This window comes from Nostoc sp. S13 (assembly GCF_029379315.1).
In the GTDB taxonomy this organism is placed as follows: domain Bacteria; phylum Cyanobacteriota; class Cyanobacteriia; order Cyanobacteriales; family Nostocaceae; genus Nostoc.
Genome location: NZ_JAQYWQ010000100.1, coordinates 1 through 26,696 on the forward strand (window position 1 = coordinate 1; position 26,696 = coordinate 26,696).

The window sequence follows — 26,696 nt, forward strand, 5'->3', positions numbered from 1 at the left end:
TTTGACTTTGCCACTCTTCAGATGTACGGAGCTTGTTCAAAACTCAAATAGGATTCCTATATCAAGTTGATGATGCAATAAATCAAGTTATGGTAACTACTATTGCTCATCGACGAGAAGCTTATGAATAAATATGAAATATGCAATCGTGATTCAATGGTCAGAAGAAGATCAATGTTATGTGGTTTTGCTACCTGAGTTTACGCATATAATGCAGCCTTGCACTCACGGAGAGACTTATGAAGATGCTCTGAAAAATGCTCAAGAAGTTTTAGAAATGCTGATTGAATCATCTTTGGCTGACGGTGAAACTCTACCAGAGCCAAAAACATTAGGAATGTCATTAAAAGTGGCGTTGTAAATCAGTAAAATTAAATAAAAATAGGTAATCTCATGACTACATCTGTAAATACTACCAAAGTCTACGATGAAATTATAGAGTTTATTGCTGCTGGCACCACTCCCCAAAGCGTTATCGATTTCCAACTCTCGGATGCAGCCAAAGACCGTTTAGAGGATCTCGTTTACCGCGCAAAAACTGAAGGTCTTACTGGAAGTGACGAGCGAGAGTTAGATCATTTCCTGACGCTAGAGCATATTATGCTACTAGCAAAAGCAAAAGCTCGTCAGTACATCAGGGCGGAGTAAGTATTTAAAATGTCTCGTCCATATATTAATGCAGAATTGCGGCGTTTAGTTGCATCTCGCGCCGAGCATATTTGCGAGTATTGTCTCGTCTCTGAAGTAGATAGATCATCGGGTTGTCAAGTTGACCATATAATCAGTGTCAAACACGGCGGCGCTACAACACCAGATAATCTCTGCTATGCCTGTATCTTCTGTAACCTGCAAAAAGGCACGGATTTGGGGTCAATTAATTGGCAAACTGGCGAACTTGTACGGTTTTTAACCCACGCAGAGACTTTTGGGGTAAGCATTTTCGACTAGATGAGGCTGTAATTCAGCATCAAACAGACATTGGTGAAGTCACCGCACGTATCCTAGATTTTAACGGTGATGAAAGAATTATTGAGCGACAAGCTTTGATTGCATCTGGTCAGTATCCCTCAGCATCAGCGCTAAAACAGATAAATAAATAGGTTATGATGTGCGATCGCATCTACCAATGGGAATCATATACTTAGCAACTATTGCTACTTCACCGTTAAAACTCCCAAGGTAAATATATAATGGCCTATCAAAATATTGCAGCCACCCTTTCGCCACAAGATATCCAAGAAATTAAAGCCGCGCTACAGACAGTCCAAAAAAAGCTGCCCTTTCTGATTACTCTTAGCACTGAAGAACGGCGTAAGTTAGTAAAAATGGGCGATAAAAGCCTAGCATTTGTAAATAATAGCATTACTGCTGCTCAGTCTAACCGCGAAATCCTTCCAGCCACTTTTGACGTTGAAGAACTGGTTCAAGATTATCAATTAGCTGCTGCCCTTACCGAACTTTTAATCTCCATGCAACAACTCACCGAACAGGTAGATGATACCCTAATGGCTGTCGGTAGTGAAGCGATGACTAGCAGTTTGACAGTTTATGATTACGTGAAGACTGCATCGAAAAAGACTCCAGGGTTAAAAATTGTTGCTGAACAGTTGGGCGAACGTTTTAAAGCTATTGGTAAAGGCAAATCTGCTAAAACTCCCGTCTCTTGATAATTTAATACTCATCGCCAAACTGTAGGGGCGTACATTTGTACGCCCCTATTCTGTTTATCCACCTTTGAACTCCGTTAACGAGTATTTGAACTGGATGAATCCACCTTTGAACTCCGTTAACGAGTCTTTGAACTGGATGAATCCACCTTTGAACTCCGTTAACGAGTATTTGAACTGGATGAATCCACCTTTGAACTCCGTTAACGAGTCTTTGAACTGGATGAATCCACCTTTGAACTCCGTTAACGAGTATTTGAACTGGATGAATCCACCTTTGAACTCCGTTAACGAGTCTTTGAACTGGATGAATCCACCTTTGAACTCCGTTAACGAGTATTTGAACTGGATGAATCCACCTTTAAACTCCGTTAACGAGTCTTTGAACTCCATTAATCAGTCTCGAAAATTGGAATGTTCAGCCTTGGCGAAGGTCATTCGCGCACCAGCAAGCGTTTTGCTATCTCGGCTATATTTGGTTTTGTTGATTTCTAGCCAGTTACAGAGCGGGAACTGAACTCTGTTGAGCGCTGTATAAATTATGTAGAGCTATTCTACAGCACTCATTTGACAACTGGCATAGCTGGGACACCAGAAGCGGGAAGTTTTGCCCTATCCCTCGTACAACTTCTTGACTGTCCCGTTGTGTTGATATCTCCATTAAAACTGCAACTCGAAGTCATGAGATGCCAAATTGCCAAAATTGTTTAGGGCGGTATCTCATCCCCATATTCTTTTCCTGGAACAGCTAATCTTCGCCCCAGATTTGCCACCACACGGCACTCATCACTCCAATAGCCCCTTGTAACATCATTGACTAATTACTGTGATACCTGAAGTTACAGAGGTGTCCCAGAAGGCTGTTGCACCCTATTATTAACAGTTTTTGTTTCTACAATAGCTTCTCGACCTGTAATCAATCTAGAGCGACGATTACGAGTGATGTAATTCCACGCCCACTGAAATACAACTAGGAATTTAGTGTCAAACTCGATTAAGAAGTAGATGTGAACTAGTAGCCAAAATGCCCAAGCAAGGAAACCTGTGAGTTTGAGGAAGCCTAAATCTACAACAGCTAAATTTTGCCCAATCATCGCCAAACTACCCACATCGTTATAATGAAATTGTGGCAAAGTCTTACCTTTAAGCCGTCGTTGAATTAGTTTACCTACATACTCTCCTTGTTGTTTAGCTACAGGTGCAACGCCAGGTAAGACTTTACTATCTTGGTGGGAGAAGTTAGCTAAATCTCCAATTACAAAAATGTTGTTATAACCCTCGATAGACAAGTCAGGTTCTACAATTACACGCCCAGAGTAATCGCACTCTACACCTGTACTTTCTGCTAAAACTTTCCCCATTGGGGAACCTTGGACACCTGCTGCCCACAATATAGTTTTTGAGCTAATTTCTGTAAATTCATTGCCTTGCTTGAAAGTAACGATATCACCTTCAATATTTGTCACCCTGGTGTGAGTGTGGAGTTCGACACCCAACTTTTGCAAAGCTACTGCTCCTGATTTCGATAACTCTGGCGCAATGTGTGGGAGGATGCGAGGGCCCCCTTGTAATAGTAAAATTTTCGTTTCTGAAGTGTTGATGCTGCGGAAATCTTCTTTGAGAGTTTTGTGTGCCAATTCCGCGATCGCACCTGCTAATTCTACACCAGTCGGGCCACCCCCCACAATCACAAAAGTCAAGAAAGCACTGCGTTTTTCGGGATTAGTTTCTTTTTCTGCTGCTTCAAATGCGCCAAATATCCGGCGACGCATTTCTATCGCATCTTCCACACTTTTCAAACCAGGAGCAACTTTTTCCCAGTTCTCATTACCAAAATAGGAATGGTTAGCACCTGTGGCGACAATTAATGTATCATAAGGTACTACTTCATCACCCAGAATAACTTGTTGCGCTTTTGGATCGATCTCATTTACTTCTCCCAATAACACCTTTGTATTCTTGCTTTTCTTAAATACAGATCGCAATGGTGCGGAAATATCAGAAGGTGATAGCGTACCTGTGGCAACTTGATATAAAAGCGGCTGAAATAGGTGAAAGTTACGTTTATCAATGAGAGTAACATTTACATTCGCTGCATTCAGACCTTTTGCTGCATAGAGTCCACCAAAACCACCACCAACGATAACAACCTGATGTGGTGCATTCTTCTCAAGCGAGACTACCATAAGAAATATTCCTTGTATTAAGAATTTGTAACTATTCTTAATAAAGATGTAACAGTATTACGATATAGGTTGCTGTTTATTTAGAACAATTGAAAAATAATGAAAGTAGTCAAAGTTAGTTTTTACCCCTCAGTTTCAGGTTGTCCTCAGCAATAATTTGGCAAACTTCGCCAATTTGGTAGGTACTTTAGTCCATTCCATAATTTGCTGCACAAGCAAAACCCCTGTTGTTTTACTCAAAGTTTTATTCTATAACTCAATACGTTGCCAAAGTAATTCAAAAACCTTTGAAATACCATTGCTCTTTGTTTCCAAGTCGCAAGCAAAGGATTATTTGTAACCATTCAGGGGGGTGTAAAGGATGTGTTCGTAGAAAAGGGCACAAAACTCTGATAAATTGAGTGACATGGAAGAACAGTGAACAGCCTATCTCAACAAAATCCCAAAAGAAGATTGGCAAAAAAGTCCAGTCAGTGTCAAAATATATATTCTACAACTCGGTAAGCAGATATATTTACACTCATTAGACATCTCCAGAAATTAAATATGCGTTATCTAGAACCCTTGTAGAGACGCAAAATTTCGCGTCTCTACATTCTTTTTCGGAGATGTCTATTGAAATGCTTTCCTTCAACACATCTATATAATAAGATATTCACTATGAGCGATAACTATCTTTGAAAACGTATGCATACATACAGACAGCAAATCCTAAAAGAAAATAAAGAAACTTGTTATTCGTCTAACCAAATAATAAGATACTAATAGTAGTAGTGGATACAAAAAATTGATTTGTAGTCTCATCTAACTCATGTCTGAGTGCATCTGAGTACAGCTTAATATATTGCAAAATATCTTGATCAAATCTTTGAAAAGGCTTACAGTTAAACTTTCTTGTAGCGAGTACAGAAATTCTTAAGCCCTGCCCCAAAAATACTAGTACCCCTATAATTAAATACTAGCGCCCGTACCCCAAGACTAATTTTTAATTTATATTAAGTCGGGGTTTGCGCGTATGAGTACAACCTTAATCAATCCAATAAATCCAATCAGCATTGGGTTTTCTATCCAGTTGGAAGTCGCCTGATATAAGCATAAAAATAGCACATGGCTCTTTTACCAGATAGACATTACCGATGCAACAGTCTTTAGAGAGTATTAGCGATGACCAGACTACCAAAACGCCGGATTCTGCACATACACCCATGCTGAAAAATCTACTCTCTGGCGTTTTTTTTGAGCCATTATTGAGTGATTTTCGCATTATTTTTGAGCGCGATCCAGCAGCACGTAATTGGTTAGAAGTGGTCTTTTGCTACCCAGGATTGCACGCGCTATGTTTGCATCGTCTTGCTCACTGGTTACATTGTCGAGGTGTGGGTTTTATTCCCCGCTTAATTTCTCATTTGGGGAGATTTTTGACCGGAATTGAAATTCATCCAGGTGCAGAGATTGGTCAGGGCGTGTTTATCGACCACGGAATGGGTGTTGTCATTGGCGAAACTGCGATCGTGGGCGACTATACATTAATTTATCAGGGCGTTACCCTTGGCGGAACTGGTAAAGAAAGTGGTAAGCGTCATCCCACAGTCGGCAAAAATGCAGTGATCGGGGCGGGTGCAAAAGTTTTAGGTAATCTGCAAATTGGCGATCGCGTCCGTATTGGTGCAGGTTCCGTTGTCTTGCAGAATGTCCCTAGCGATCGCACAGTTGTGGGAGTTCCCGGCCGAATTCTTTCTCGGAATCAAAGCGCCAGCCTTTCTCTTTTAGAACATGGAAAGCTACCCGATGTGGAAGCAACCGTGATTCGTTCTTTGCTCTCGCGCATTGAGCAACTGGAAAAACAACTGCAAACTTTAGGCGTTAAGAGTCATTAGTCATTGGTCATTTGCAAATGACATAGACGCGCCAGCGGCTTCCCGCAGGGTAGAACAACCGACAAAGGACAAAAGACAAATGACAAATCATACTTTAGGCGATCAAGTTTTGCAGATTCCTTTGAGCGATCGCTGGCGAATCTATCACCGTTTGCAAGAGTTAAAAATTAAGAGCTACTGTCCCCCCGATGGTTCTTTACGAGTGCAAGTGAACAATTTGCTAGAAGTAATTCTAATTCGCAGTACAGTTATGCAATTTCTTGCTTCTCGTCACGAATTATTAGAGTGGTTAGAGCGTTGCTGGCATTACAGTGATTAGTCCTGAGTACAAATGGAAAGTTTTTCATACCCCACTCCCCACTCCCCACTCCCCTCTTTGTTCATAGATGCACAAAGCTCGAATAGGTTTAGAAGTTGAAGCTACTGTCCCTTAAAAGATTTTGTTGCAGACTGAGAGAGATTAACCGAGTTTTAGATTTTGTTCAGTCTACTAAATCTAAAATTTCCCTGACATATAGCAACAATTAAAAAGACGAAATTCCCAAATAAAAATTGGAATTTCTAATTTTTAACTTTTTCCCAAATTAAGAAATTGAAAGTTCGATTATGGCGACTCGTAACAGAAATATAAAACTCCTCAATTTTTTGCACAATGAACTTGAACTTTCAAATGCCGATATTGCTGTAGCTCTGCGACACCGTGAATTAGAAAATGGCCCACTACCGATGCTCCTCTGGCAGTATGGTTTAGTTGACTTGGAGCAGTTAGGAAAAATTTTTGATTGGCTAGCAGAACAAAGTTAGCTAATTTTTACCCTTTAGCTTTGAGTACCATTACCTGTCTAAATTACACACAAATGCTCTAGAAAATCTGAGGTTACTAAGATGATTACATCCTTAATTGCTGGATTCTGTATCTTACTTTGTTCAGGATTTGCTAATAGCTATATTAGTTCATTGCTACTCGAGCAAACTTCAAGTGACATCGGTAAAAAAGATTAGGAAATTATACATTGTTTTAGTTCCTTGCCATACAGATGTGATGCTACTAATTGGTCAATAATTAAGGATCATGTATCCTACATTATGAATTGTGATATTTTTAGCATTTACCATCACTAGGGATTGTAGACAGAAAGGATATTAAGAATACTTCCAAGAGAGGGATATTTGCAATGAATCAAATCATCATTAATGACACTACATTACGTGATGGCGAACAAGCAGCAGGTGTTGCCTTTAACCTAGAAGAAAAAGTAGCGATCGCTAAATTTCTCGATGCCATTGGTATACCTGAATTAGAAATTGGTATACCGGCAATGGGTGATGAAGAAACACGAGCGATCACAGCAATTTCTGACTTGGGTTTGCAAGCAAAACTCCTGGGCTGGAACCGCGCTGTCATCTCAGATATTAAGGCTTCTATCGCCTGTGGTCTGAACCGAGTGCATATTGCCATTCCCGTCTCCGGTATTCAAATCGCCGCCAAATTTCACGGTCAATGGCGAGTAAGTTTACAAAAACTTAAAGACTGTATCAGCTTCGCTCTCGATCAAGGTCTTTGGGTAGCAGTCGGCGGAGAAGATTCTTCCAGAGCTGATGAAAATTTCCTCTTAGATGTAGCACTTTATGCCCAAGAATGGGGTGCATCGCGGTTCCGCTTCTGCGACACCGTAGGAGTTCTCGACCCCTTCACCACCTACACAAAGGTCAAGCGGCTAGTTTCAGCTTTGATGATTCCCCTAGAAATCCACACCCACAATGATTTTGGTCTGGCAACTGCCAACGCCCTTGCGGGTATCAAAGCCGGAGCTTTATCAGTGAATACCACAGTTAACGGATTGGGTGAAAGGGCGGGAAATGCAGCATTAGAAGAAGTTGTCATGGCTATCAAACGCATCTACGGCGTTGATTTAGGCATTAACACTCCAAGTCTGCTGGAACTGTCTCAACTAGTTGCAGCCGCATCAGGTGCTAGTGTACCACCCTGGAAGGCGATCGTTGGCGAAAATACCTTTGCTCACGAATCTGGCATCCATGCTCACGGAGTATTGCAAAACCCCATTACCTACGAACCATTTGCTCCTGAAGAGGTGGGTTGGGAACGGCGTTTAGTATTAGGCAAACATTCTGGACGGCATTTGGTTTCAAACTTGCTACAGCAGCATGGTATTTTCTTGAACTCCCAAGAAACCCAATCTGTTTTAGACGCAGTGCGCCATCAATCAGTACAGAAAAAACGCAGTTTGACGACAGAAGAACTATTGAATTTGGTCAGAGAACAGAGGTATTCTCATGCAACGTGATGAATTAGAACTAAACTTGCCACCTGCTTTTGAAATCGGTGAAAAAGTAAGAGTTCGTAAACTGCTCAAAAACGATGGTACTTTTCCTGGTAAGGAAGTCGGCCAAGTTTTAGTAAACAAGGGAGATATCGGCTACATAGCGAGTATAGGCACATATTTGCAGACTTCCTATATTTATGCTGTGCATTTCTTAGAAACAGGGTTCGTCGTCGGCTGTATGAAAAAAGAACTAGAATCTGTTGAGGAATCTCATGAAAGTAATGCTACGCATGAATGACGCCGGTACTTTAGTAGTCTACGTTGCTAAAAAAGACCTTGAAGAAGAAGTCGTCAAACAAACTGATGGAAATGATGGGAAGATTCTCACCCTAGCAAATGGTTGGGAATTGGAATTTAGTGATTTACCAGACGCAGCAAATTTACCCCAAACTGTAGAAGCTAAACGTCTTTCGTAACAACAATGGGGAGTGGGGAGTAGGGAGTAAGGAGAAATAACTAATGCCCAATGCCCAATGCCCCATGCCCCATGCCCAATGCCCAATGCCCAATGCCCAATGCACCATAACTTTTTATCAATCATGGGTAACAAGTATTTGACGTTATCAGAATTGAACCTTGAGGGACAGTTACTAGGTTTTGTTGGTGGTGAGCCAGGAAAATATAAATATATACAATTGGCAGTTCCATCTGGAAATGTGGAAATTAAACTGCCTAAAGAGTTACGCCGTTCTCTAAGTTTATCCTTAGTTCCTGGTCAGCAAATTCGCGTTTGTGGTCATAGTAAGGTGGACTCGCACACAAGTAAAATTAAAATCAAAGCCTATCGGGTGACACCAATTGATGCCTCTCCAAATCAAGATTTACCACCTCAACCCAAAGCGAGGATTATGGTATGTCAAAAGGGTGGTTGTCTTAAACGTGGTGGTAAAGGGTTATTATCAGAATTAGAAAAAACTTTGGGTGATCGCGGTTTATTAGACAAAGTTACCATTGAACATACTAGTTGCCAAAAATGCTGTGGTAGCGCTCCCAACTGTGTTCTACAGCTTGGTAAAAACAAATACAAGAATATTCATCCTGAAGCGATCGCATCTTTGCTAGAAAGTCACTTAACAGAGTAATAACCTTTTCTAGCTATTCTTAAAATAATACACGACTTTGTAGGGGTAAAATTTTACCCCTATTTGTTGTAAATATTCTTTATATAACAATCTTGTCAAACTGCGATCGGCTAAGTTATAACTGCTGCAACGTTAGTTTGAAAAGTCTAATTTATTACTAGCCAGGCGACTAGAAGTCACGGCTACACAGACAAAACCTGCCTCCGCAGGTTAAAAACTGTTGATTTTTTCTTAGTCCACGGAGGTGGACTTTGTTTGTGTAGCCGCTATTTCTAATCGCCCGGTATATTTGCAAAAGCGAGACGCATCTCCTAGTTATTGTGTATAAATTTTTTGGAATTACCTTAAATACTTAAAAATAAATGTCTTTGTTTACTAATTTACTCAATCTGCATTCAGCAATCAAACCGCGTGAAGATTTTTTTACTGAGATAGTTGCTTATTTTTTATCCCTGAATAATGATATTTTACTTGATTGGCTAAAACACCACTCAATCATAAGTGATGATAATTATTCCAGCATCAATATTTCAACTCAACAAGAACACAAAGGACTTGAAAGCTATACAGAGGATAGCAGACTTGATATTGTGATTGAACTGTCAACTGGTTTAAATACAGATGTAATATTTATTGAATCAAAAATTGGTGCGAAGGATGGAAATAATGCTTTAAAAAAATATGCTGATATTTTGAGTAATTTACCAAATGTCAGACATCGGATTTTAATTTATATCACCCGTGATTATGACCAAAAAAAAGAATCTAAAATTTCAGATCCAGATTCATCTATCAAAGTAAACTTCTACCAACTGAGGTGGTATCAGTTTCATTCCTTCTTAAAAGAACGCACAACTGATATATTAGCAAAAGAAATATTAATTTTTATGGGAAATAACAGAATGTCTCAGAATAATCAATTTTCATCTCTCGACTTATTAACAATGGTTAATTTTAACAAAACTCTCAATCTCATGGAAGCAACTCTGACTGAGGAAATTAGAGATAAATTTGCTGAAAGTTTTGGAAATGTCACCAGGAAGCAAACAACGAGTTTGACTCAATTTAGAGCAAAAAGTAGATATATTATTTACACACACTTTTCTAGCTGGAATATTTGGTGCGGTCTTGGATATTTTAATTTAAATCCAGATATTTTCACTGACTATCCATCTCTAGGTATATTGTTGGAAGTATCACCTGGTTTTGTAAACAGACAGCAAATTATTGAATCCATGCGAAAAGTTATTAATGAACAACCTATTATATGGGGTCATTCTAATTTATACAAGTCTCAAGAATGGTCAAGTATATTTTATCGTAAAAGTCTACAATATTTTTTATCTACAGAAGACCATTTGTTTGCTATCAAAAGCTTTTTTTTAGAATCCATTCATGAACTGAAAAAGATTCAAAATAGCTATTTTGACTTTCCTTGGAAGGGTATAAGTACAGAAGAAGCTACAGAAGCTGATAAAAAAGAAGACCTAGACACCTCAGCATCCTCAATCGCATAACTTTAATCAGTTCTAGCTATCTTAAGATAAAATTAACTTTGGATTCTCGTAGTTATTATGAGTCTCGCCACTCCTAAACGCTTTACTATAGGTGAATATCACCGTCTAGCTGAACTCGGCTTCTTTGAGGAGAATGACCGAGTAGAGCTAATTAAGGGTGAAATAATCCAGATGGCAGCAAAAGGTACACCGCACTCTGTTTGTGAAACACGCCTAGATCGAGAATTATATAAGTTAGTAGGCGATCGCGCAATGTAAGAGCGATCGCTAAATATCTATATGCCATAAAAATATTGTATTATGCTATAGGCCAATAGCCACCTTGGTGAACTAATATGGATACTGAAAATATCTAGACAACAAATAAGGCTACCACTTGATCAAAATAGCTGGTTAATTCATTAATTAAATTAATGTAATTAATAGGAGTATTGCCAGTTGATTCTTTAACAATTTTGATAACATCATCCATCATATAATGAATAGCAAAAATTACAGATTTATAGGGTATGCCCATAGATTGGAAACTTTCACACAAACTGTTAAATATAAGCTTCTCTAAAACGCTGGTGTCACGAGCTAACATCGCATAGATGACGTAGCGTAAGATAGTTTCCATATTTCGTTGACAAACCATCATCTGGCTATCAATATATACGCTATCACCTGAAGAAATCAGTTTAGGTTGTTCTACAGATAAGGCTCTAGTAGAATTAGCTACTATGTTCGAGGCATTATTTGTAATACGATGAACAACTTTTAAACGCTTCTCTTCTTCCTGAAAATAACGAACCTGAGACTGAACTTGATTATCTGAAAAAAAAATTTTAAAAACTGTTTTACTGATACTAAAGAAAATATATCTTCAGTAATGTATTTAAAGTCTTGATGAAAAAACAATTTAAAGTAAGCAATTTTCCTCGTTATGATACAGTCAATTTTCATAATATTTGCACATCCTAACTGGATTGCAAACTCAAAATCAGCTAACTTGTACTTGCTAGCCTTTTCCAAAATTCTGTCATCAATTGATTAAAGTCATCAGTATGACACAGCTGTATCTAGAGCTTGCAGAATAGCTAGCGGCTTGTCTGCTTATGTTTTACATTACCAAGATTGTTTGGATAATTGTCTGAGTAGTTTTTGTATTTGATAACTATCTGAGATAAAAAATGCCCTTGCTAGAAAGTAAGGGCATTGAAATTTAGTTATTTAATGTGTAGTAGGGAAATCTATACAGCTTAGGATACTTTTCGCTTAAGCTTTATCCAAAATTCCCTGACTCCAACTATCATTTTTTTTGGAGAAAAATGTAGTTTTTTATCGTGTCCATAATCACTAAAGACAAATCAAGCCCTATGATGATTTTTTGCGGAGCTTGCTACCAGCTAAAGCTAGACCGACGATTCCTAAACCAGCGAGACTAGCAGGCTCAGGAGTAGATTGGACAATAGTAGATTTCTTGAATTCAAATGCAATGGTTTGTGTGCCGTTGAATTTGTTGGCATCATAGCCAGTAGTTAGCAACTGCTGCGTTACATTACCCTGTGCTAGAAACGAGATTCCATCAAGATAACTTCCAGATTTAATGACATTAAGATTAAATGTATTGTCCTGGCCATTATTGGTAAAATAACTACTGGTCAAATCACCATAAGTGGCAACACCACCACCTTGTTGTACCTGACTTTCGTAAGAATTCGCTCCACCTGCCAAACCACCATATGTATTAATAGTGTAGCCCTCTTTAAGATCAGTAACTGTCTTTGCCTGAACATTACTATACACACCTAGTTGTTGTACCCCTGAAGCATTCGCTGAAGCGAAATGAATACCAAACAAATCCCCACTGCTCATAGCATTATCAAAGGTCTTACCCGCCATGTTGAAGAACAAATCACCATATCCAATCTGACCGCCTGTAGCACCCACTTCAGCCTCTCCTGTTAACTTCATATTGCCATTGATTGCCACAATGATGCTGGTAGCAGTTTCTTTGATAGCCATACCAGAGATATCGTAGGGATTTACTGTCCCTGGGGCGGCACCAACCCAGTAGTTACCGTTCATGCCATCTTTGTTTGAATCAAATGCATACTGCCAGCCGTTAGCATCAGTGGAGTTTTGACCCACCAAAAGACCGGTAGTGTCGTTTAGACATTCCAAAGATATGCTAAATGCTGTTCCCTTTAAGTCGGAGGCATATGCTCCTTGACCAGCTACAAATAAAATTCCAAAAGTGGTAATGCCAATCTTGAGTAAATTGAATAAGCTCTGAGTTTTCATTCTTTATAACTTGATTTAGAGAATCACAATTTTCTGGACTTCTCTATTTGTAATTGGAATTACAAAAAGATAAAAGCGTGATTCCTCTGAAAATATAGTTTGGATAACTTAACGGTAATTTTATACAACTTAAATAAAAAATGACATCTTTAGTCAAAATTGCTTTATCTAACCCAATTTTATTAAAGGTGAAATACGAGCAAAGTCAAGTAGACCTAGTAGCCTACGATTTTCTGCACCATTTAATTAGAGGATGTTTGAAACACTTTTGGGTTTGTGTAAGCTTAATAAAGCATATCCCGCCAGCATCTCCGTATAGGGCATCTAAACCCGCGATCGCTAAAAGTTTTTTGTCTGTATTAATCTTATGCAGAAAATAATATCCGATTCGGATGAACACTTGGGCATTTACATTGCACTCTTGCTAGTTAAGGGAGTCAGGGGTCGAAATCAATAAGCCTGCTGACGACTGACATCTTTATTCTGGTTCCTAGCTAAACATGCAACCCTCGTAATCAAATCAAACCTTCCAACGCGTGTTGCAAATCATTCGTCACCTCAGCAACAGCCTGCCTAGCAGCCAAACGATTCCCTTGATACGCCAGGTAGCGCTCAGAAACAGATATCGGTTCACCCACAGTAATTTTGACTTTTTGCTTACCCAATTGCGGACGCCGTACACCTTTATCGCCTTTGATTTTAGCGATCATCTGCCATATAATTAAAATCGTCTCAGCAAACCTTTCTGCTGTTGGATTTTCACGAATATAATTACCAGAAACTGCCACATAACTTTCTACTAAACGCATGTGCCACATCCGTGCATTTGCTTCTTCAGCAACGCGATCGCCTAAAGCTTTTTCGACAGCAGACACTCCTTTTACATCCTTAAATTCTTCTCTAAATATATAATTCCAACCGGCTTGTTCTACTCGCCGACATCGGTCAGTCAAATTACCTTTTGGCTGCAAGTCAAAATATTGATCTGATATTTGTAGCGCTGCATTTAATAAAGCTTGTAAACGAACTGCTAACACTTCATTTCTATCTTCGATTTCTCCTACTAATGTTTTGGCATCTGCCAGCTTTTGATGATGAAACCGGGTGTAAAATTCTTCCATCAGCGAAAGTAAATGTTCTGCCAAAGTCAACAACCTGGGATAAAGCGACTCCACAGAAGCATGTTCTGGTGGATTCACAGGTAAACCACTAGCCGCTTCCAATTCACTTAAAAGATTAGCGATCGCATCCCAAGGAGCATCAACGTAACTATATTTAATCCCAACTGGTACAATTAGAACCTGTTGGTCGCGTCCAGCTTTGTGTAAATCTTCAGCACACCAAAAGCTTAATTGGGCGATACCAGGTTCTAGGGGGCTAATATTTTCTGATAAACCATTGGTAGCACCTTCAGGTGCAGCAGCCATCGGGAATTTCCCATTGGCAAACAAGTCACGCGCTGAACGTAACCCCGTCCAGTCAGCTTTACCCCGTTGAATCGGAGTAGCACCTAAATGAGAAGCAATCCAACCGACATAAGAACCTGCCCATAGAGGAATGCCGCGATCGTAGATAAAATGAGCGTGAATCGGAAATTCTAGCGTTGTACCTTGCGATCGTGCTACCTTTGGCACGAGTTGAGAAAACAAGTAGCTCAAACAAAATGGATCGTCTGTTTTAGGATGACGAAATGCCAGCATAAAACGGATCTTACCGTCCTGAAACTGGCGATAGAGATCCACCAGAACTTCTACGTTGTCTGCTTCAATTTGGGTAATAGCTGTTTGCCAGTTAATGTAAGTTGGTAGTAAAAGATGGACAACTCGTAGAAATAAGGGGTTAAACGCCGGAGGAATAAATTCTAAGGGTGCCTGTGCTTGATAAATTACATCTGCCAAAGTAGTTTCTCCTAAAGATGCCGCGATTTCTAATCTCTTGGTGGTTATTTCTTTTAAGATATCTCAACGGCTGTAAAATACCCTGATGTAACAAATTACTGTCTTCGCCACGGAGAGCGAGTCCGCGTACTCCTGCCCAAAACCAAGCTACGCGGAGCGTCTCGTAGAGAGCGTCATTACGAATTATTTTAATGAAGCGCACCTACGCAGAGTTATAGAGTCATGACTTACGCACTCAAAACCTGAAACCTAGATCCCTCCTAACCCACGCCACTCGCCTCAAGTCGGGAAACCCGCCCACAGCGCTGGCTCCCCTTAAAAAGGGGGGAACTTTAAAAGCCCCCTTTTTAAGCAGGGCTGTTTCATTCCATTTCAAACAGGATTTGTCAAGATGGTTAGCGAGAAAATTGTAAGTAAAAGTGACCCTGAGATGAACATTTAAGCACTTAAATATCAGTAAGATAGTTCATTTTATCGGCACGCTGGTAACAAAATAACTAATTTTTAATTGCTATAACCCTTGATTTTTAAAGCTTTTTAGGGAACGAAACAGCCCTGCCCTTTTTAAGGGGGTTGGGGGATCTCTTGTGCGTAAGTCCTAAGAGTATTTTCTGTTGCGATGGAAAGTGTTGCCAGATAGTGGAAGTTTAGCCGCCCACTTGCAAATCTTAATACTTAATAACAGGATAGACTCAAGCTAAATCCTGGCAATACATCTTCACCCGATAATTGTGTAGGCAGATTTCGCACTTCCACATCTTGTTTTTGGCGATAAATTTCCACTTGCTGCTGTTGGGGATTTATCAACCATCCTAATTGGACGCCTGCATCCATATATTCCTGTATTTTGGAACGCAACATTTCCAAATCATGTGTTGCTGACCTTAATTCAATGACAAAATCTGGTGCAATGGGGGGAAATTTGCGTCTTTGTTGAGGTGTAAGCGCTTGCCAACGTTCTCGTTGAATCCAAGCGGCATCTGGAGAACGGTCAGCACCATTGGGTAATTTGAATATAGTAGAAGAACTGAAAGTGTAACCGAGGCCAGTTTGCCGATTCCAGATGCCTAGATCAATAATTAAATCTGCTTCTCGATTCCCGCTTTCACCTCCAACGGGGGACATGATGATTAATTCTCCCTTGGCAGTGCGTTCAAATTTCAATTCGCGGTTATTTTGACATAAGTGATAAAATTGTTCGTCACTCAGGTAAACGGTGTCTAGTTTTAATGTCAAAGGACTCATAACCTAGACCTAGATTAAATAGTTGCAAAGATTATATCATGCCATATCTTAACAGATGTAAGATGCCGATCGCGATCCGCGCAGGTTCAAAAAGTAGGATACCTTCTTAGTTCGCTCAGGCGGACGAGAGTTTGTGTAGCCGCGATTTCTAATCGCCAGGTGGTTTATAAACAAATTAGAGATTCTGGAAAGGGAACAAACGATGCGACTTTCACAAATGTTATTCGTTACACTCCGGGATGATCCAGCTGATGCTGAGATTCCTAGCCATAAATTATTACTCCGTGCAGGCTACATTCGTCGCATCGGTAGCGGTATTTATGCTTATTTGCCTTTGATGTGGCGGGTATTGCAAAAAGTTTCCCAGATTGTGCGGGAAGAAATGAACGCTACAGGCGCACAAGAATGTCTTTTACCACAATTACAACCGGCTGATTTATGGAAGGAATCGGGACGCTGGGACACTTACACGAAAGCTGAAGGGATCATGTTTTCCCTAATTGACCGCCGTGAGCAACAATTAGGATTAGGCCCAACTCATGAAGAAGTTATTACAGCGATCGCTCGTGATATGATTCGCTCTTATCGCCAACTACCATTGCACCTCTACCAAATTCAAACCAAATTCCGCGATGAAATCCGCCCCCGCTTTGGTTTGATGCGCGGAAGAGAGTTTATCATGAAGGACGGCTACTCCTTCCATGCCGATGAAGCCAGCCTCAAAGAAACTTACCAGGATATGTATAAAGCCTATAGCAATATCCTGCGGCGCTCTGGTTTAGCCTTTCGGGCGGTAGAAGCTGATTCTGGTGCAATTGGTGGTTCAGGTTCCACAGAATTTATGATTTTGGCGGAAGCTGGCGAAGATGAAGTTCTCTACACTGAGGATGGCAAATACGCGGCTAACGTAGAAAAGGCTGTTTCTTTACCAATTGATATTCAAGCCTCACGGTTTACAACCTATGAGAAACGCGATACACCTGGAACAGAAACTATCGAAAAGGTTTGTCAACTCCTCAACTGTTCTCCCACTCAATTGGTGAAAAACGTTCTTTATCAGACAGTTTATGATAATGGTATAACGGTGTTGGTTCTGGTGAGCATCCGAGGCGATCAGGAAGTTAATGAAGTCAAGTTGCAAAATGAATTGACTAAACTAGCTTCTGAGTATGGTGCTAAAACTATTATTAGTTTGAATGTACCAAATCTAGAAGCAAAGCTTGCATGGACAGCGAAATCTCTACCTTTAGGCTACATTGCGCCAGACATCGCAGATGAGTATATTACCGGCGATAAAAAGATCCATCCCAAGTTTTTGCGCTTGGTGGATCAAACAGCCGTTGATTTAAAAAACTTTATTACAGGCGCAAATGAAGCTGGCTATCACGTCGTTGGTGCTAATTGGGGAGAGCAATTTAAGCTACCAAATAGTATAGTAGATATACGGATGGCAAGATCAGGCGATCGCGCCATCCACAATCCCGAAGAAACTCTTGCAAGCACCCGTGGAATTGAAGCGGGTCACATCTTCCAATTAGGCACTAAATATTCCCAAGCGATGGGAGCAACTTATACCAATGAACAGGGTGAAGAAAAGCCGCTAGTTATGGGTTGTTTTGGTGTAGGCATCTCACGATTGGCGCAAGCTGCCGTAGAGCAATCTTACGATAAAGATGGGATTATTTGGCCAGTTGCGATCGCACCTTATCACGCGATCGTCACAATTCCTAACATTAAGGATGTAAACCAAGTCGAAATCGCCCAAAAACTTTACACAGAACTCAATCAAGCGGGAATTGAAACCCTACTCGATGACCGCGATGAACGTGCGGGAGTGAAATTTAAAGATGCTGACTTGATTGGCATACCTTATAGAATTGTAACCGGACGTGCGATCGCTAATGGCAAAGTCGAAGTTGTAGAAAGAGCCACCCGTAAATCGCAAGAAATTCTCATTGATGAAGTTATAACAACACTTTATAAGTGGATTACCGAAGCAATAGAGGGTAAAAAATAAACGCATAGGCGCTTCGCCTTCCCGCAATGTAGGGATGCAGAGGTTCGCGCAGGGACTTTTGTGAGAAATACTTCCTCAGCGTTCCTCTGCGTTTTCCTTAGCGTTCCTTTGCCTTGTAAATTTAATCTTCAATCATCTCCAAAAAGAATGAGATTTACATAATTTGGTAGGTGACGGATTAGAAGTAAAAATTCTAAAATTGATTTAGGGACTTGCAGAATTAAAAATAATTGCATTTTCAGGTTGTAGGAAACTCTCCACTTGTAAGTATCGTCTTTAACCAGGCTGCTCCTCACATAACTACCATATCAGCCCTCAGTTAGGAAGGTTTTGAACATGAAAGACCAACAAGGATCTAATCGGATTTCTTCAGGCGTAATTGCAGCCGTATCAGCAGCGGTTGTAGCGGTGGGTGGCGGCGTAGCTTGGTTTACTTCACAATCCAGCAATACTCCCACACCGTCAAATCCCTCTGCGCGAATCGTTCAGCCAGCACAGCCATCAACTAAGCAGCCAGGTAATGAGCAAACCGCTAATGTTTACTGGCTAAGACCAAAGGAGAAAAATGTTGCTTTGGTTCCCCAGGCTGTTAAAGTAGCTTCTGTACAGCCCAACCAGGCTTTAGAAGCAGCTTTCCAAAGTTTATTAGCAGGGCCGACAGGAGGGACAGATTCGACTACGACCATCCCCAAAGCAACCAAACTGTTGGGATTGAAGGCGAAAAATGATGAGGTTCACGTTAATTTATCTGAAGATTTTACCAGTGGTGGTGGTACCACCTCAATGATGGGTCGCGTGGGACAAGTTGTTTATACTGCGACAACTTTAAATCCAAAAGCCAAAGTATACATTGACGTGAACGGCAAACCGTTGGATGTTTTAGGCGGTGAAGGTGTAGAGTTACAACAACCGCTAACTCGTGAAAGCTTTCAGAAAGATTATCCGCTTTAAAAAAGTTAGGAGGAGAGACGCGATTAATCGCGTCTGTACAGGAGTGAAGAGTTTTAACTCATAACTCATAACTCTCTTAGAATTAGCGATTACTATTTAACACACGAAAGTTACGGGCTTGCTGTTCTAACCTTGTGGCAAGGCGATCGCAAACCCGATTACACAAATCAAAAATCATTTCGTCTTGCACCCGGTAATAGGCGCAAGTTCCTTCACTGCGGCGGCTAAGGATACCTGCTTGCCACATTACCTTCAGGTGTTTTGACACATTTGCCTGAGAAGTTTGTGTTGCCTCTACCAACTCTTGCACGCATTTTTCTTCATCCCGTAGTAAGTGTAGCAGACGCAGGCGCATTGGCTCACTTAATAGGCTGAAGTATTCAGCTACTTGTTGCACCACTTCTGGTGGTAAAGGCAACGTTTGTTTCATCAGGATTAACCCGCAAGGACTGAAAGTTTTAACGATGACTCATTTCATATATACATTAATACTTAATCAGGGTTAATTCGCATCAAAGGTTGACCATATTCTACAGCGTCACCATTTTGGAGGAGAATTTCCATCACCTGTCCAGAGACTTCGGCTTCAATTTCATTCATCAGCTTCATCGCCTCAATGATACAGACTGTTTGACCCTTGCGGACGCGATCGCCGACTTCCACAAATGCCACTTCCCCCGGCGCAGGAGCGCGATAAAACGTTCCTACCATTGGCGAAGGCACTTCTACTAATCTCTGGTCAATGGTTGAGGCAGGATTTACTGACAACTGTAATTGTGTACCAGTTCCAGCATTATCAAACACGCGACCTGTGGCCACCTCCGTTACTTGACTTGGGGTCGCCTGGTTTCCCAAAGATGAACCCGATGTCAAGCCTGAACCTACCACACCGCCCAAGGTCGTTTGACCTACCGACAACACTTGATTGCTGATGCTTACAGCCTTACGGACTGTTAGTTCAAAGTCATTGCTTTTGAGCGTAACTTCTGCAATATCTGTTTGGGCGATAGTTGCCAGTAGTTGGCGGATTTCATTAAAGTCCAATGGCACAGTTTTTATTACCTCGACCTATCCGTAAATTAGCATCTTAAATGTGGCAGGGATTTAATCCCTATGTAGGGATTTAAATCGGGAGCAAGCATCTCCGTAGAGATGAAAGTTATTCCCTGCTGATATATTTATCTTCCTGAGTATCAATTCGGATGCGTTCTCCTTGGGTGATAAACAAAGGAACCATTACAATTGCACCAGTTTCCACAGTTGCTGGTTTTGAGCCACCTGTGGCAGTGTCACCTTTTACACCTGGATCTGTTTGTACAACTTCCAGAACCACAGACTTAGGCAATTCTACTCCCAGCACCTGTTCGCCCCACCGGATCACTTCGGCTTCCATACCTTCCTTGAGATATTTGACGCGATCGCCAATTTGTGCACGGGTCAATCTGCCTTCTTCGTATGTTTCCATATCCATAAAGACGAACTCATCGCCCTCTTTATAGGTATGCTGCATCGTGCTTTTTTCTAGGGTAGCTTGCGGCAGCGTTTCCCCTGCTCGGAACGTTTTTTCAATCACGCTCCCACTTTGGACATTTCTCAGTTTGGTTCTGACAAAGGCGGAACCTTTGCCTGGCTTAACGTGGAGGAATTCGATCACTCGCCATACAGACCCATCTAATACAATTGAAACACCGGGTCGAAAGTCGTTACTGGAGATCATGAAACTTTCAAATTTTGGAAGACAATCGGCATTTATTGTACCCTTCTAGGGTCGTCATTGGGCATTTGTCATTAGTTAGTTGTCATTTGTCATTAATCATTTGTCCTCCACCCCTGTGCGCCTCTGCTCCACTCAGCACCTAACATGGGAAGATTATTGATGGGTTACGTCCAGTCAACAATTTAATACTGCATTTGAGTTATCCCATGCTTAACTTATTAAAATCCTGGCTGAAGAACAGCCTAATGGCAATACTGCTGGTAACAATATTTTTAGGCATAACTACAGCTGGGTGGACTCCCTCCAGTAGCGCCGCGCTGCCAGCAGGCAATGCAATTACCGATGGCAAGGCTTTGTTACGGTATGCACTCCCGATAGATAACAAACCCGTGCGGCAACTACAAGCCAGTTTAGAGGACATATCTGCCCAACTGCGGGCGAATCGGCGGTGGGGTGCTATTTCCAAAGACATCAGCAAAGCATCCCGCATTCTTGATAAACCCTCCCAAATCTTAACAAGCGTTCCCGAAGAACGCCAACCCCAAGCCGAAGCTTGGATTACCGAGTTGAAATCTGGGGTGGGTAAATTGCAAGAATTGGCGGACAGCAAAGATAAAGAACAAATTCTGCAAGATAGAGCTAAACTGCTGAATCTTGTCACTCAGCTAGAAGAGTCAATGGTGAAACAATTCCCCTTTGAAGTGCCTCCTGAGTATAGTAACCTGCCGCAACTTAAAGGTCGTGCCACTGTAGAATTCAAAACTAACAAAGGCGATTTGACCCTCGTAGTAGACGGTTACAGCGCCCCTGTAACTGCTGGTAATTTTGTAGATTTAGTACAAAGGGGTTTTTATAATGGCTTAGAATTTACCCGTTCTGAAGAATCTTACTTTCTGCAAACTGGAGATCCTGCTGGAAAAGACGTGGGTTTCATTGACCCAACAACGGGCAAATATCGCGCCATTCCCTTAGAAGTCTTAGTTCAGGGCGATAAAGTACCTACCTATGGCATTACTCTCGAAGAAGCTGGTCGTTACGTTGATATGCCAGTTCTGCCTTTCTCTGCCTTTGGTGCAGTGGTGATGGCTCGTCCCGAAAGTGAAGTCAATGGTGGTTCATCACAATTTTTCTTCTTTCTGTTTGAACCAGAACTCACCCCCGCCGGACGCAACCTATTAGATGGCCGCTACGCCGTTTTTGGCTATCTAACCGAAGGCAGAGAAGTTTTGGATAAACTGAAGGCGGGTGACAAAATTGAATCGGCAACTGTGGTTCAGGGCATAGAAAATCTGGTTAAGCCACAAGCAGCATAAAAGGGGAGCAGAGAAGCTGGGGGAGAACAATTACTAACTCACGCCGTGTGCGACTTTCTCTCAAACCTAATCCCCAATTTCTCCCCTACAAGGGCTAGTGTGTACACATAAGTCATCGAATTTCCCAAAACAAAAACTTCACCCTGGTTTTGCTACGCAGAACCAGGGTGAAGTTTCTTTGGCTATTCGATATAACCGTAAATTGCCTCAACAGAGACTCGTGTGTAAACCGTAGCTTCATAAAAGAGGGAGGTACAACGAAAAAATAAGCTTTTTATCGTGAGTTCGACGAGTTCACAAAATGGCAGGAGGTAGAGCAGACAAGTCTTTTGGATAAATTTCGCTGAACATATGTTAAAGCAGTAAATTTACTGAAGTTAACTATAAACTTTTTGTATAAGTTTAATACTTAACTCCTCTGCTATGCCTCAAAAAAATCCTACTTTTAGGTGATTTTCAGGATATAGCACCCAAAGGCTGCAAAGAAAAAACTATTAATTAATAAGAGTAATTATGTCAGACACCATCGCGATCGCAAAAGAGCTAGCTCAAGACTTGCATGAGCAAATACCTGCTACTCGCCTAGTTTTCATCGACCCACAGGTAGAGAACTACCAAAGTCTAGTAGCAGGTGTCTTACCCAACACGACTGTTATCGTCTTAGATGCTGACCAGAATGGCATTGAACAAATTAGCCAAGTGCTGGCAACTTATGGGGTAATCAACAGCCTACACATTGTTTCTCATGGCGCACCAGGGCAAGTCTACTTGGGGAACAGTCAACTCAGCTACGAAACCCTCAATCGTTATGCTTGGCAACTCATGGACTGGGCAAATGTTTTGAGTGCAGATACACAACTGCTGTTGTATGGTTGCGAAGTGGGGCAAACAGAGCAAGGTAAAGCATTTGTACAGCGTCTGAGTGAATTGACAGGCGCTATAGTAACGGCATCTGATGATTTAACGGGCAGTACTGCATTAGGTGGTAACTGGAAACTGGAGGTTTCTACGGGGGCAATTGTTCCGGCTCTGGCTTTTGGGCCAGAAGTAATGGCAGCTTACGCTTCAATACTAGGTTTAGTAGTGCTTGATACCAGCTTCAACACTACTGGCAAGGTAACAACCGACTTTGACAACAGCAATGACAATGGCAACAGTATCACCGTGCAACCTGACGGTAAGATTCTCGTGGCGGGAACTAGCTATAACGGGACAAATAGTGACTTTGCCATAGTGCGTTACAAGAGCAATGGCACTCTGGACACCAGCTTCAACACTACTGGCAAGGTAACAACCGACTTTGCCAGCAATAATGACAATGGCAACAGTATCACCGTGCAACCTGACGGCAAGATTCTCGTGGCGGGAGGTAGCTATAACGGCATAAATAATGACTTTGCCATAGTTCGTTACAACAACAATGGCACTCTCGATACCAACTTCAACATTACTGGTAAGGTAACAACCGACTTTGCTAACGGCGATGACTATGGCTACAGTATCACCGTGCAACCTGACGGCAAGATTCTCGTGGCGGGAGGTAGCTATAACGGCATAAATAATGACTTTGCCATAGTTCGTTACAACAACAATGGCACTCTCGATACCAACTTCAACATTACTGGTAAGGTAACAACCGACTTTGCTAACGGCGATGACTATGGCTACAGTATCACCGTGCAACCTGACGGCAAGATTCTCGTGGCGGGAGGTAGCTATAACGGCATAAATAATGACTTTGCCATAGTTCGTTACAACAACAATGGCACTCTCGATACCAACTTCAACATTACTGGTAAGGTAACAACCGACTTTGCTAACGGCGATGACTATGGCTCCAGTATCATCGTGCAACCTGACGGCAAGATTCTCGTGGCAGGAGGTAGCTATAACGGGATAAATAATGACTTTGCCATAGTTCGTTACAACAGCAATGGCACTCTGGACACCAGCTTCAACACTACTGGCAAGGTAACAACCGACTTTGCCAGTCAGAATGACTATGGCTATAGTATCACTGTGCAAGCTGACGGCAAGATTCTCGTGGCGGGAACTACCGAGAACGGGACAGATAATGACTTTGCCATAGTGCGTTACAACAGCAATGGCACTCCCGACAGCAGCTTCAACACTACTGGCAAGTTAACAACTGACTTTGCCAGCAATAATGACTCTGGCTACAGTATTACCGTGCAACCTGACGGCAAGATTCTCGTGGCGGGAGATAGCGATAACGGGACAAATTATGACTTTGCCATAGCGCGTTACTTGGTCAACCAAGTTCCAGTGGTGGCAAATGAAATACTTAATCAAGAAACCACCGAAGATAGTGTCTTCAACTTTACCGTCCCACTTGACACCTTTACTGATGCAGATGTTGGAGACATCCTCACCTACACTGCAACCCTGGAAAATGATCAACTCCTACCCACTTGGTTGAATTTCAATACTGGGACCAATAGCTTCAGTGGTACTCCGACAAATGGGGACGTAGGTAGTCTAAACATCAAAGTTACCGCTAAGGATATTGCTGGAGATAAAGTTAGTGATGTGTTTAAACTCGCGATCGCTGATCGGACTACCGTACTAACAAAAATTACAGGTGATATCTTTAGTGTCAAGACTAAAGGTAATAAAGAAAAACTCTCAATTAAGATTAAAACCAGTACTTCCAAAGAGGTAAATGAACTGGGTGTATTTTTCGTTGACGATGAACAAGGTAGGATTAAGGGCATAGCCCCTGGTGCAGAGGGCTATACACGAGTAGCTCTAGAGCGCTCAAAGGTGATTTTCTCCACCCTTGCCAATCTGCCTAATGGTTTTAATCTCGCCGACCTGACAAACATCTTAGAATTTGATTCTGATACCAAACTCCGATTCTATCTGGTATCCAACAGTACTACTCAGGCTGTGCTGTCTGGAAAAACCTCCTTCTCAAATGTCCTTTTTTCCTCAGCTACAAATAACAATATAGAAGATGAAGGGTTTTCTATCAACTTCCAGAATTTTGTTGTGAATATTCAGCCAATAGAAAAACAAGTAACTTTAGGTACAGGTCTGCAAGGCAAATATCAAGGCGAACTGATTGATTTACGCAGTGTAACACAATCGGTAACAGCTAACTTTGCAGTCAACAGAGAAGCATCTTATAACAACTATGTAGGCTTTTATCATGTGGCTGATGAGAATGGTGGCATTGATACCAACGGCGATGGTAAAGCAGATATTCTCGTAGGACAGGCTGGTTACACCCAAGCCGCCGTGGGTGGACGTGTTGCAGGCATTGACTTAACGGTGAATAACCAAGGTACTGCAAACTACACTGGCACTTTTGGGTCTAATTCTTTGTTTGCGCCATTTATTATTGTGGATGATAAACCCGATGCAATTCTTACTAGCAATGCCAATAAGAATGTTTACTTTGCATTCTTGGGTGCTAACTCAGATAAGGTAGATCATATTCGCCTATTAGGGAATAATACCTTTGGTTTTGAGGATTTACCAAATGGTGGTGATCAAGATTACAACGATGTGATTGTGCAGGTAAATTTGAGTGTGAATCCTGCATAGTATTAATCGCTGGTAATCTTTGCATAAAATTTAACAACCTCATCCCGCTACAAGGATGAGGTTGTTTGAAAAGTTGTAAAGTATACTCAAAACCCACTCCTAACTCAGATTTCCGGCGGTGAACACCTGATCAACTATGATCGCTAATTCGGGAAAAGTGCGTGAGTCAATTTTCTGAGTAGCTGTAAAAACTGTTTCTTCATAAAATCCATCTTCCAGTAGTAACACCGAGATTTTACCTTGCAGTGGGTCTACAATCCAATATTCAGGAACCTCTAAGGCCGCATATTCAGATCGCTTATGGCGATAGTCCCGTTTTACAGATTCTGGACTGACCACCTCGACAATTAGTAACGGGGGTGACTCAAATACTGCTGAGGCATTCAACAATTCTCTGGTTTGCTCCAGTGTGACTACAGACAGATCAGTCAACCTAGATTTATTTCTACCCGTTCTCACCCCACTTTCCCGAAAACATAGCCAAGGATAACTACAACGCTTGATTTCTGCATCTAGCCCTTGCTCAAGAAATTTGGAAATCAGGAAATGTTGAATAGTCGGTGGATTCATTAGCTCTAGCTTGCCATCCACCAGTTCATAATGGAAATCACTGCCATCATCATAAGTTAAGTACTCCTCAAACGTGATGCTGGTTACTGGTGTACTGACCATCCCAACTGTCTCCTAAACGATACCCTAATCTTAAACAGTAAAGTGAGGAGGATGAAGGGCAGGGCGAACGCATCATGTAAATAAAGGGATTCTATTCTCAATAAACTCCAAAATAGTCGCATTAATCACTACTTCTTGACACATGTTTAGCGTAGACGTAGACTGTCGTAGACATCGCTTTGAGTCTTGGAAACTACACCAAACGATAAATGCTGATTTTGTCGTTGGTTCTTAACGTTGGTTGCGATCAAGAGTAATAAAGCCAGGGAAATGAGACAGATAAAGGAGCAGGGGGAAAAATGCCCAATGCCCAATGCCCAATGCCCAATGCCCAATGCCCAATGCCCAATGCC

General features: G+C 41.4%; 25 protein-coding genes and 2 pseudogenes. 18 read left to right on the forward strand and 9 right to left on the reverse strand.

The window, feature by feature from the left end:
- Positions 1 to 133 precede the first annotated feature (133 nt).
- The 5 genes and pseudogenes from PUQ00_RS24755 (at position 134) to PUQ00_RS24775 (ending at position 2,184) form a co-directional block, all read left to right on the forward strand.
- Positions 134 to 361: a type II toxin-antitoxin system HicB family antitoxin gene (locus PUQ00_RS24755; RefSeq protein WP_300421771.1), complete on the forward strand. Its 228-nt coding sequence runs from the start codon at positions 134 to 136 to the stop codon at positions 359 to 361.
- A gap of 32 nt (positions 362 to 393) precedes the next feature.
- A complete protein-coding gene (locus PUQ00_RS24760; RefSeq protein ID WP_300421773.1) occupies positions 394 to 648 on the forward strand; it encodes a hypothetical protein in 255 nt (84 codons plus the stop codon).
- Between the two features lie 9 nt (positions 649 to 657).
- Positions 658 to 1,100, forward strand: a pseudogene (locus tag PUQ00_RS24765) (HNH endonuclease signature motif containing protein).
- 90 nt (positions 1,101 to 1,190) lie between these two features.
- Entirely contained in the window at positions 1,191 to 1,667 is a 477-nt protein-coding gene (locus tag PUQ00_RS24770; RefSeq protein ID WP_300421775.1) for a hypothetical protein, read from the forward strand.
- Between the two features lie 97 nt (positions 1,668 to 1,764).
- On the forward strand, positions 1,765 to 2,184 hold the full coding sequence (locus PUQ00_RS24775) for a hypothetical protein (RefSeq protein ID WP_300421776.1): 420 nt from the start codon (positions 1,765 to 1,767) through the stop codon (positions 2,182 to 2,184).
- 322 nt (positions 2,185 to 2,506) lie between these two features.
- Here the strand turns inward: PUQ00_RS24775 and PUQ00_RS24780 are convergent, their stop codons facing one another.
- Complete coding sequence (locus tag PUQ00_RS24780; protein ID WP_300421777.1) at positions 2,507 to 3,853, reverse strand: NAD(P)/FAD-dependent oxidoreductase; 1,347 nt, start codon at positions 3,851 to 3,853, stop codon at positions 2,507 to 2,509.
- 1,136 nt (positions 3,854 to 4,989) lie between these two features.
- On the opposite strand from PUQ00_RS24780, the gene cysE reads away from it, so the two are divergent.
- The 9 genes and pseudogenes from cysE to PUQ00_RS24825 all read left to right on the forward strand — a co-directional run.
- Positions 4,990 to 5,730, forward strand: a complete 741-nt coding sequence (gene cysE / locus PUQ00_RS24785; RefSeq protein WP_300421779.1) for a serine O-acetyltransferase — start codon at positions 4,990 to 4,992, stop codon at positions 5,728 to 5,730.
- A 79-nt stretch (positions 5,731 to 5,809) separates the two neighbouring features.
- Entirely contained in the window at positions 5,810 to 6,049 is a 240-nt protein-coding gene (locus PUQ00_RS24790; protein WP_300421781.1) for an Asr1405/Asl0597 family protein, read from the forward strand.
- A 287-nt stretch (positions 6,050 to 6,336) separates the two neighbouring features.
- Positions 6,337 to 6,534, forward strand: coding sequence for a DUF2949 domain-containing protein (locus tag PUQ00_RS24795; RefSeq protein WP_292795422.1), 198 nt, complete (start codon positions 6,337 to 6,339; stop codon positions 6,532 to 6,534).
- 371 nt (positions 6,535 to 6,905) lie between these two features.
- Positions 6,906 to 8,036, forward strand: coding sequence for a homocitrate synthase (gene nifV, locus PUQ00_RS24800; protein ID WP_300421784.1), 1,131 nt, complete (start codon positions 6,906 to 6,908; stop codon positions 8,034 to 8,036).
- Positions 8,026 to 8,313 (forward strand): nitrogen fixation protein NifZ, encoded by a 288-nt coding sequence (locus PUQ00_RS24805; protein WP_094327372.1) that lies wholly within the window; start codon positions 8,026 to 8,028, stop codon positions 8,311 to 8,313. Before nifV ends, PUQ00_RS24805 begins: the two co-directional genes overlap by 11 nt.
- Entirely contained in the window at positions 8,288 to 8,491 is a 204-nt protein-coding gene (gene nifT, locus PUQ00_RS24810) for a putative nitrogen fixation protein NifT (RefSeq protein ID WP_300421787.1), read from the forward strand. The genes PUQ00_RS24805 and nifT overlap by 26 nt, the downstream gene beginning before the upstream one ends.
- A 123-nt stretch (positions 8,492 to 8,614) precedes the next feature.
- A complete protein-coding gene (locus tag PUQ00_RS24815; RefSeq protein ID WP_300421805.1) occupies positions 8,615 to 9,157 on the forward strand; it encodes a (2Fe-2S) ferredoxin domain-containing protein in 543 nt (180 codons plus the stop codon).
- 368 nt (positions 9,158 to 9,525) lie between these two features.
- Entirely contained in the window at positions 9,526 to 10,674 is a 1,149-nt protein-coding gene (locus PUQ00_RS24820) for a PD-(D/E)XK nuclease family protein (protein WP_300421788.1), read from the forward strand.
- Between the two features lie 57 nt (positions 10,675 to 10,731).
- Positions 10,732 to 10,926, forward strand: a pseudogene (locus PUQ00_RS24825) (Uma2 family endonuclease); the annotation flags it as partial.
- A gap of 100 nt (positions 10,927 to 11,026) precedes the next feature.
- On the opposite strand, the gene PUQ00_RS24830 reads toward PUQ00_RS24825, so the two are convergent.
- The 4 genes from PUQ00_RS24830 to PUQ00_RS24845 all read right to left on the reverse strand — a co-directional run bounded on the left by PUQ00_RS24830 (position 11,027) and on the right by PUQ00_RS24845 (position 16,103).
- A complete protein-coding gene (locus tag PUQ00_RS24830) occupies positions 11,027 to 11,533 on the reverse strand; it encodes a phycocyanin subunit beta (RefSeq protein ID WP_335029556.1) in 507 nt (168 codons plus the stop codon).
- Between the two features lie 497 nt (positions 11,534 to 12,030).
- Positions 12,031 to 12,960 (reverse strand): XDD3 family exosortase-dependent surface protein, encoded by a 930-nt coding sequence (locus tag PUQ00_RS24835; protein WP_300421789.1) that lies wholly within the window; start codon positions 12,958 to 12,960, stop codon positions 12,031 to 12,033.
- 515 nt (positions 12,961 to 13,475) lie between these two features.
- Complete coding sequence (locus PUQ00_RS24840) at positions 13,476 to 14,858, reverse strand: 1-acyl-sn-glycerol-3-phosphate acyltransferase (protein ID WP_300421790.1); 1,383 nt, start codon at positions 14,856 to 14,858, stop codon at positions 13,476 to 13,478.
- Between the two features lie 675 nt (positions 14,859 to 15,533).
- The gene (locus PUQ00_RS24845) at positions 15,534 to 16,103 is read right to left on the reverse strand and encodes a Uma2 family endonuclease (RefSeq protein WP_300421791.1); all 570 of its coding nucleotides are present in this window, start codon (positions 16,101 to 16,103) and stop codon (positions 15,534 to 15,536) included.
- A 202-nt stretch (positions 16,104 to 16,305) separates the two neighbouring features.
- Here PUQ00_RS24845 and PUQ00_RS24850 point away from each other — a divergent pair, with 202 nt between their 5' ends.
- Both PUQ00_RS24850 and PUQ00_RS24855 read left to right on the forward strand, forming a co-directional pair.
- Positions 16,306 to 18,120 carry a proline--tRNA ligase gene (locus PUQ00_RS24850; RefSeq protein WP_300421793.1) on the forward strand — a complete coding sequence of 605 codons (1,815 nt, stop codon included), beginning with the start codon at positions 16,306 to 16,308 and terminating at the stop codon, positions 18,118 to 18,120.
- Between the two features lie 336 nt (positions 18,121 to 18,456).
- A complete protein-coding gene (locus tag PUQ00_RS24855) occupies positions 18,457 to 19,071 on the forward strand; it encodes a GerMN domain-containing protein (RefSeq protein ID WP_300421795.1) in 615 nt (204 codons plus the stop codon).
- 82 nt (positions 19,072 to 19,153) lie between these two features.
- Here the strand turns inward: PUQ00_RS24855 and PUQ00_RS24860 are convergent, their stop codons facing one another.
- The 3 genes from PUQ00_RS24860 to efp form a co-directional block, all read right to left on the reverse strand.
- On the reverse strand, positions 19,154 to 19,501 hold the full coding sequence (locus PUQ00_RS24860; RefSeq protein WP_300421796.1) for a metalloregulator ArsR/SmtB family transcription factor: 348 nt from the start codon (positions 19,499 to 19,501) through the stop codon (positions 19,154 to 19,156).
- A 62-nt stretch (positions 19,502 to 19,563) separates the two neighbouring features.
- Entirely contained in the window at positions 19,564 to 20,121 is a 558-nt protein-coding gene (accB, locus tag PUQ00_RS24865) for an acetyl-CoA carboxylase biotin carboxyl carrier protein (RefSeq protein WP_300421798.1), read from the reverse strand.
- A 109-nt stretch (positions 20,122 to 20,230) separates the two neighbouring features.
- Complete coding sequence (efp, locus tag PUQ00_RS24870) at positions 20,231 to 20,788, reverse strand: elongation factor P (protein WP_292762207.1); 558 nt, start codon at positions 20,786 to 20,788, stop codon at positions 20,231 to 20,233.
- Positions 20,789 to 20,994: 206 nt separating this feature from the next.
- Here efp and PUQ00_RS24875 point away from each other — a divergent pair, with 206 nt between their 5' ends.
- Positions 20,995 to 22,101: a peptidylprolyl isomerase gene (locus PUQ00_RS24875; protein ID WP_300421800.1), complete on the forward strand. Its 1,107-nt coding sequence runs from the start codon at positions 20,995 to 20,997 to the stop codon at positions 22,099 to 22,101.
- Between the two features lie 513 nt (positions 22,102 to 22,614).
- The gene (locus tag PUQ00_RS24880) at positions 22,615 to 25,671 is read left to right on the forward strand and encodes a DUF4347 domain-containing protein (RefSeq protein ID WP_300421801.1); all 3,057 of its coding nucleotides are present in this window, start codon (positions 22,615 to 22,617) and stop codon (positions 25,669 to 25,671) included.
- Positions 25,672 to 25,770: 99 nt separating this feature from the next.
- Here the strand turns inward: PUQ00_RS24880 and PUQ00_RS24885 are convergent, their stop codons facing one another.
- Positions 25,771 to 26,343 carry a Uma2 family endonuclease gene (locus tag PUQ00_RS24885; RefSeq protein ID WP_300421803.1) on the reverse strand — a complete coding sequence of 191 codons (573 nt, stop codon included), beginning with the start codon at positions 26,341 to 26,343 and terminating at the stop codon, positions 25,771 to 25,773.
- Positions 26,344 to 26,696 lie beyond the last annotated feature (353 nt).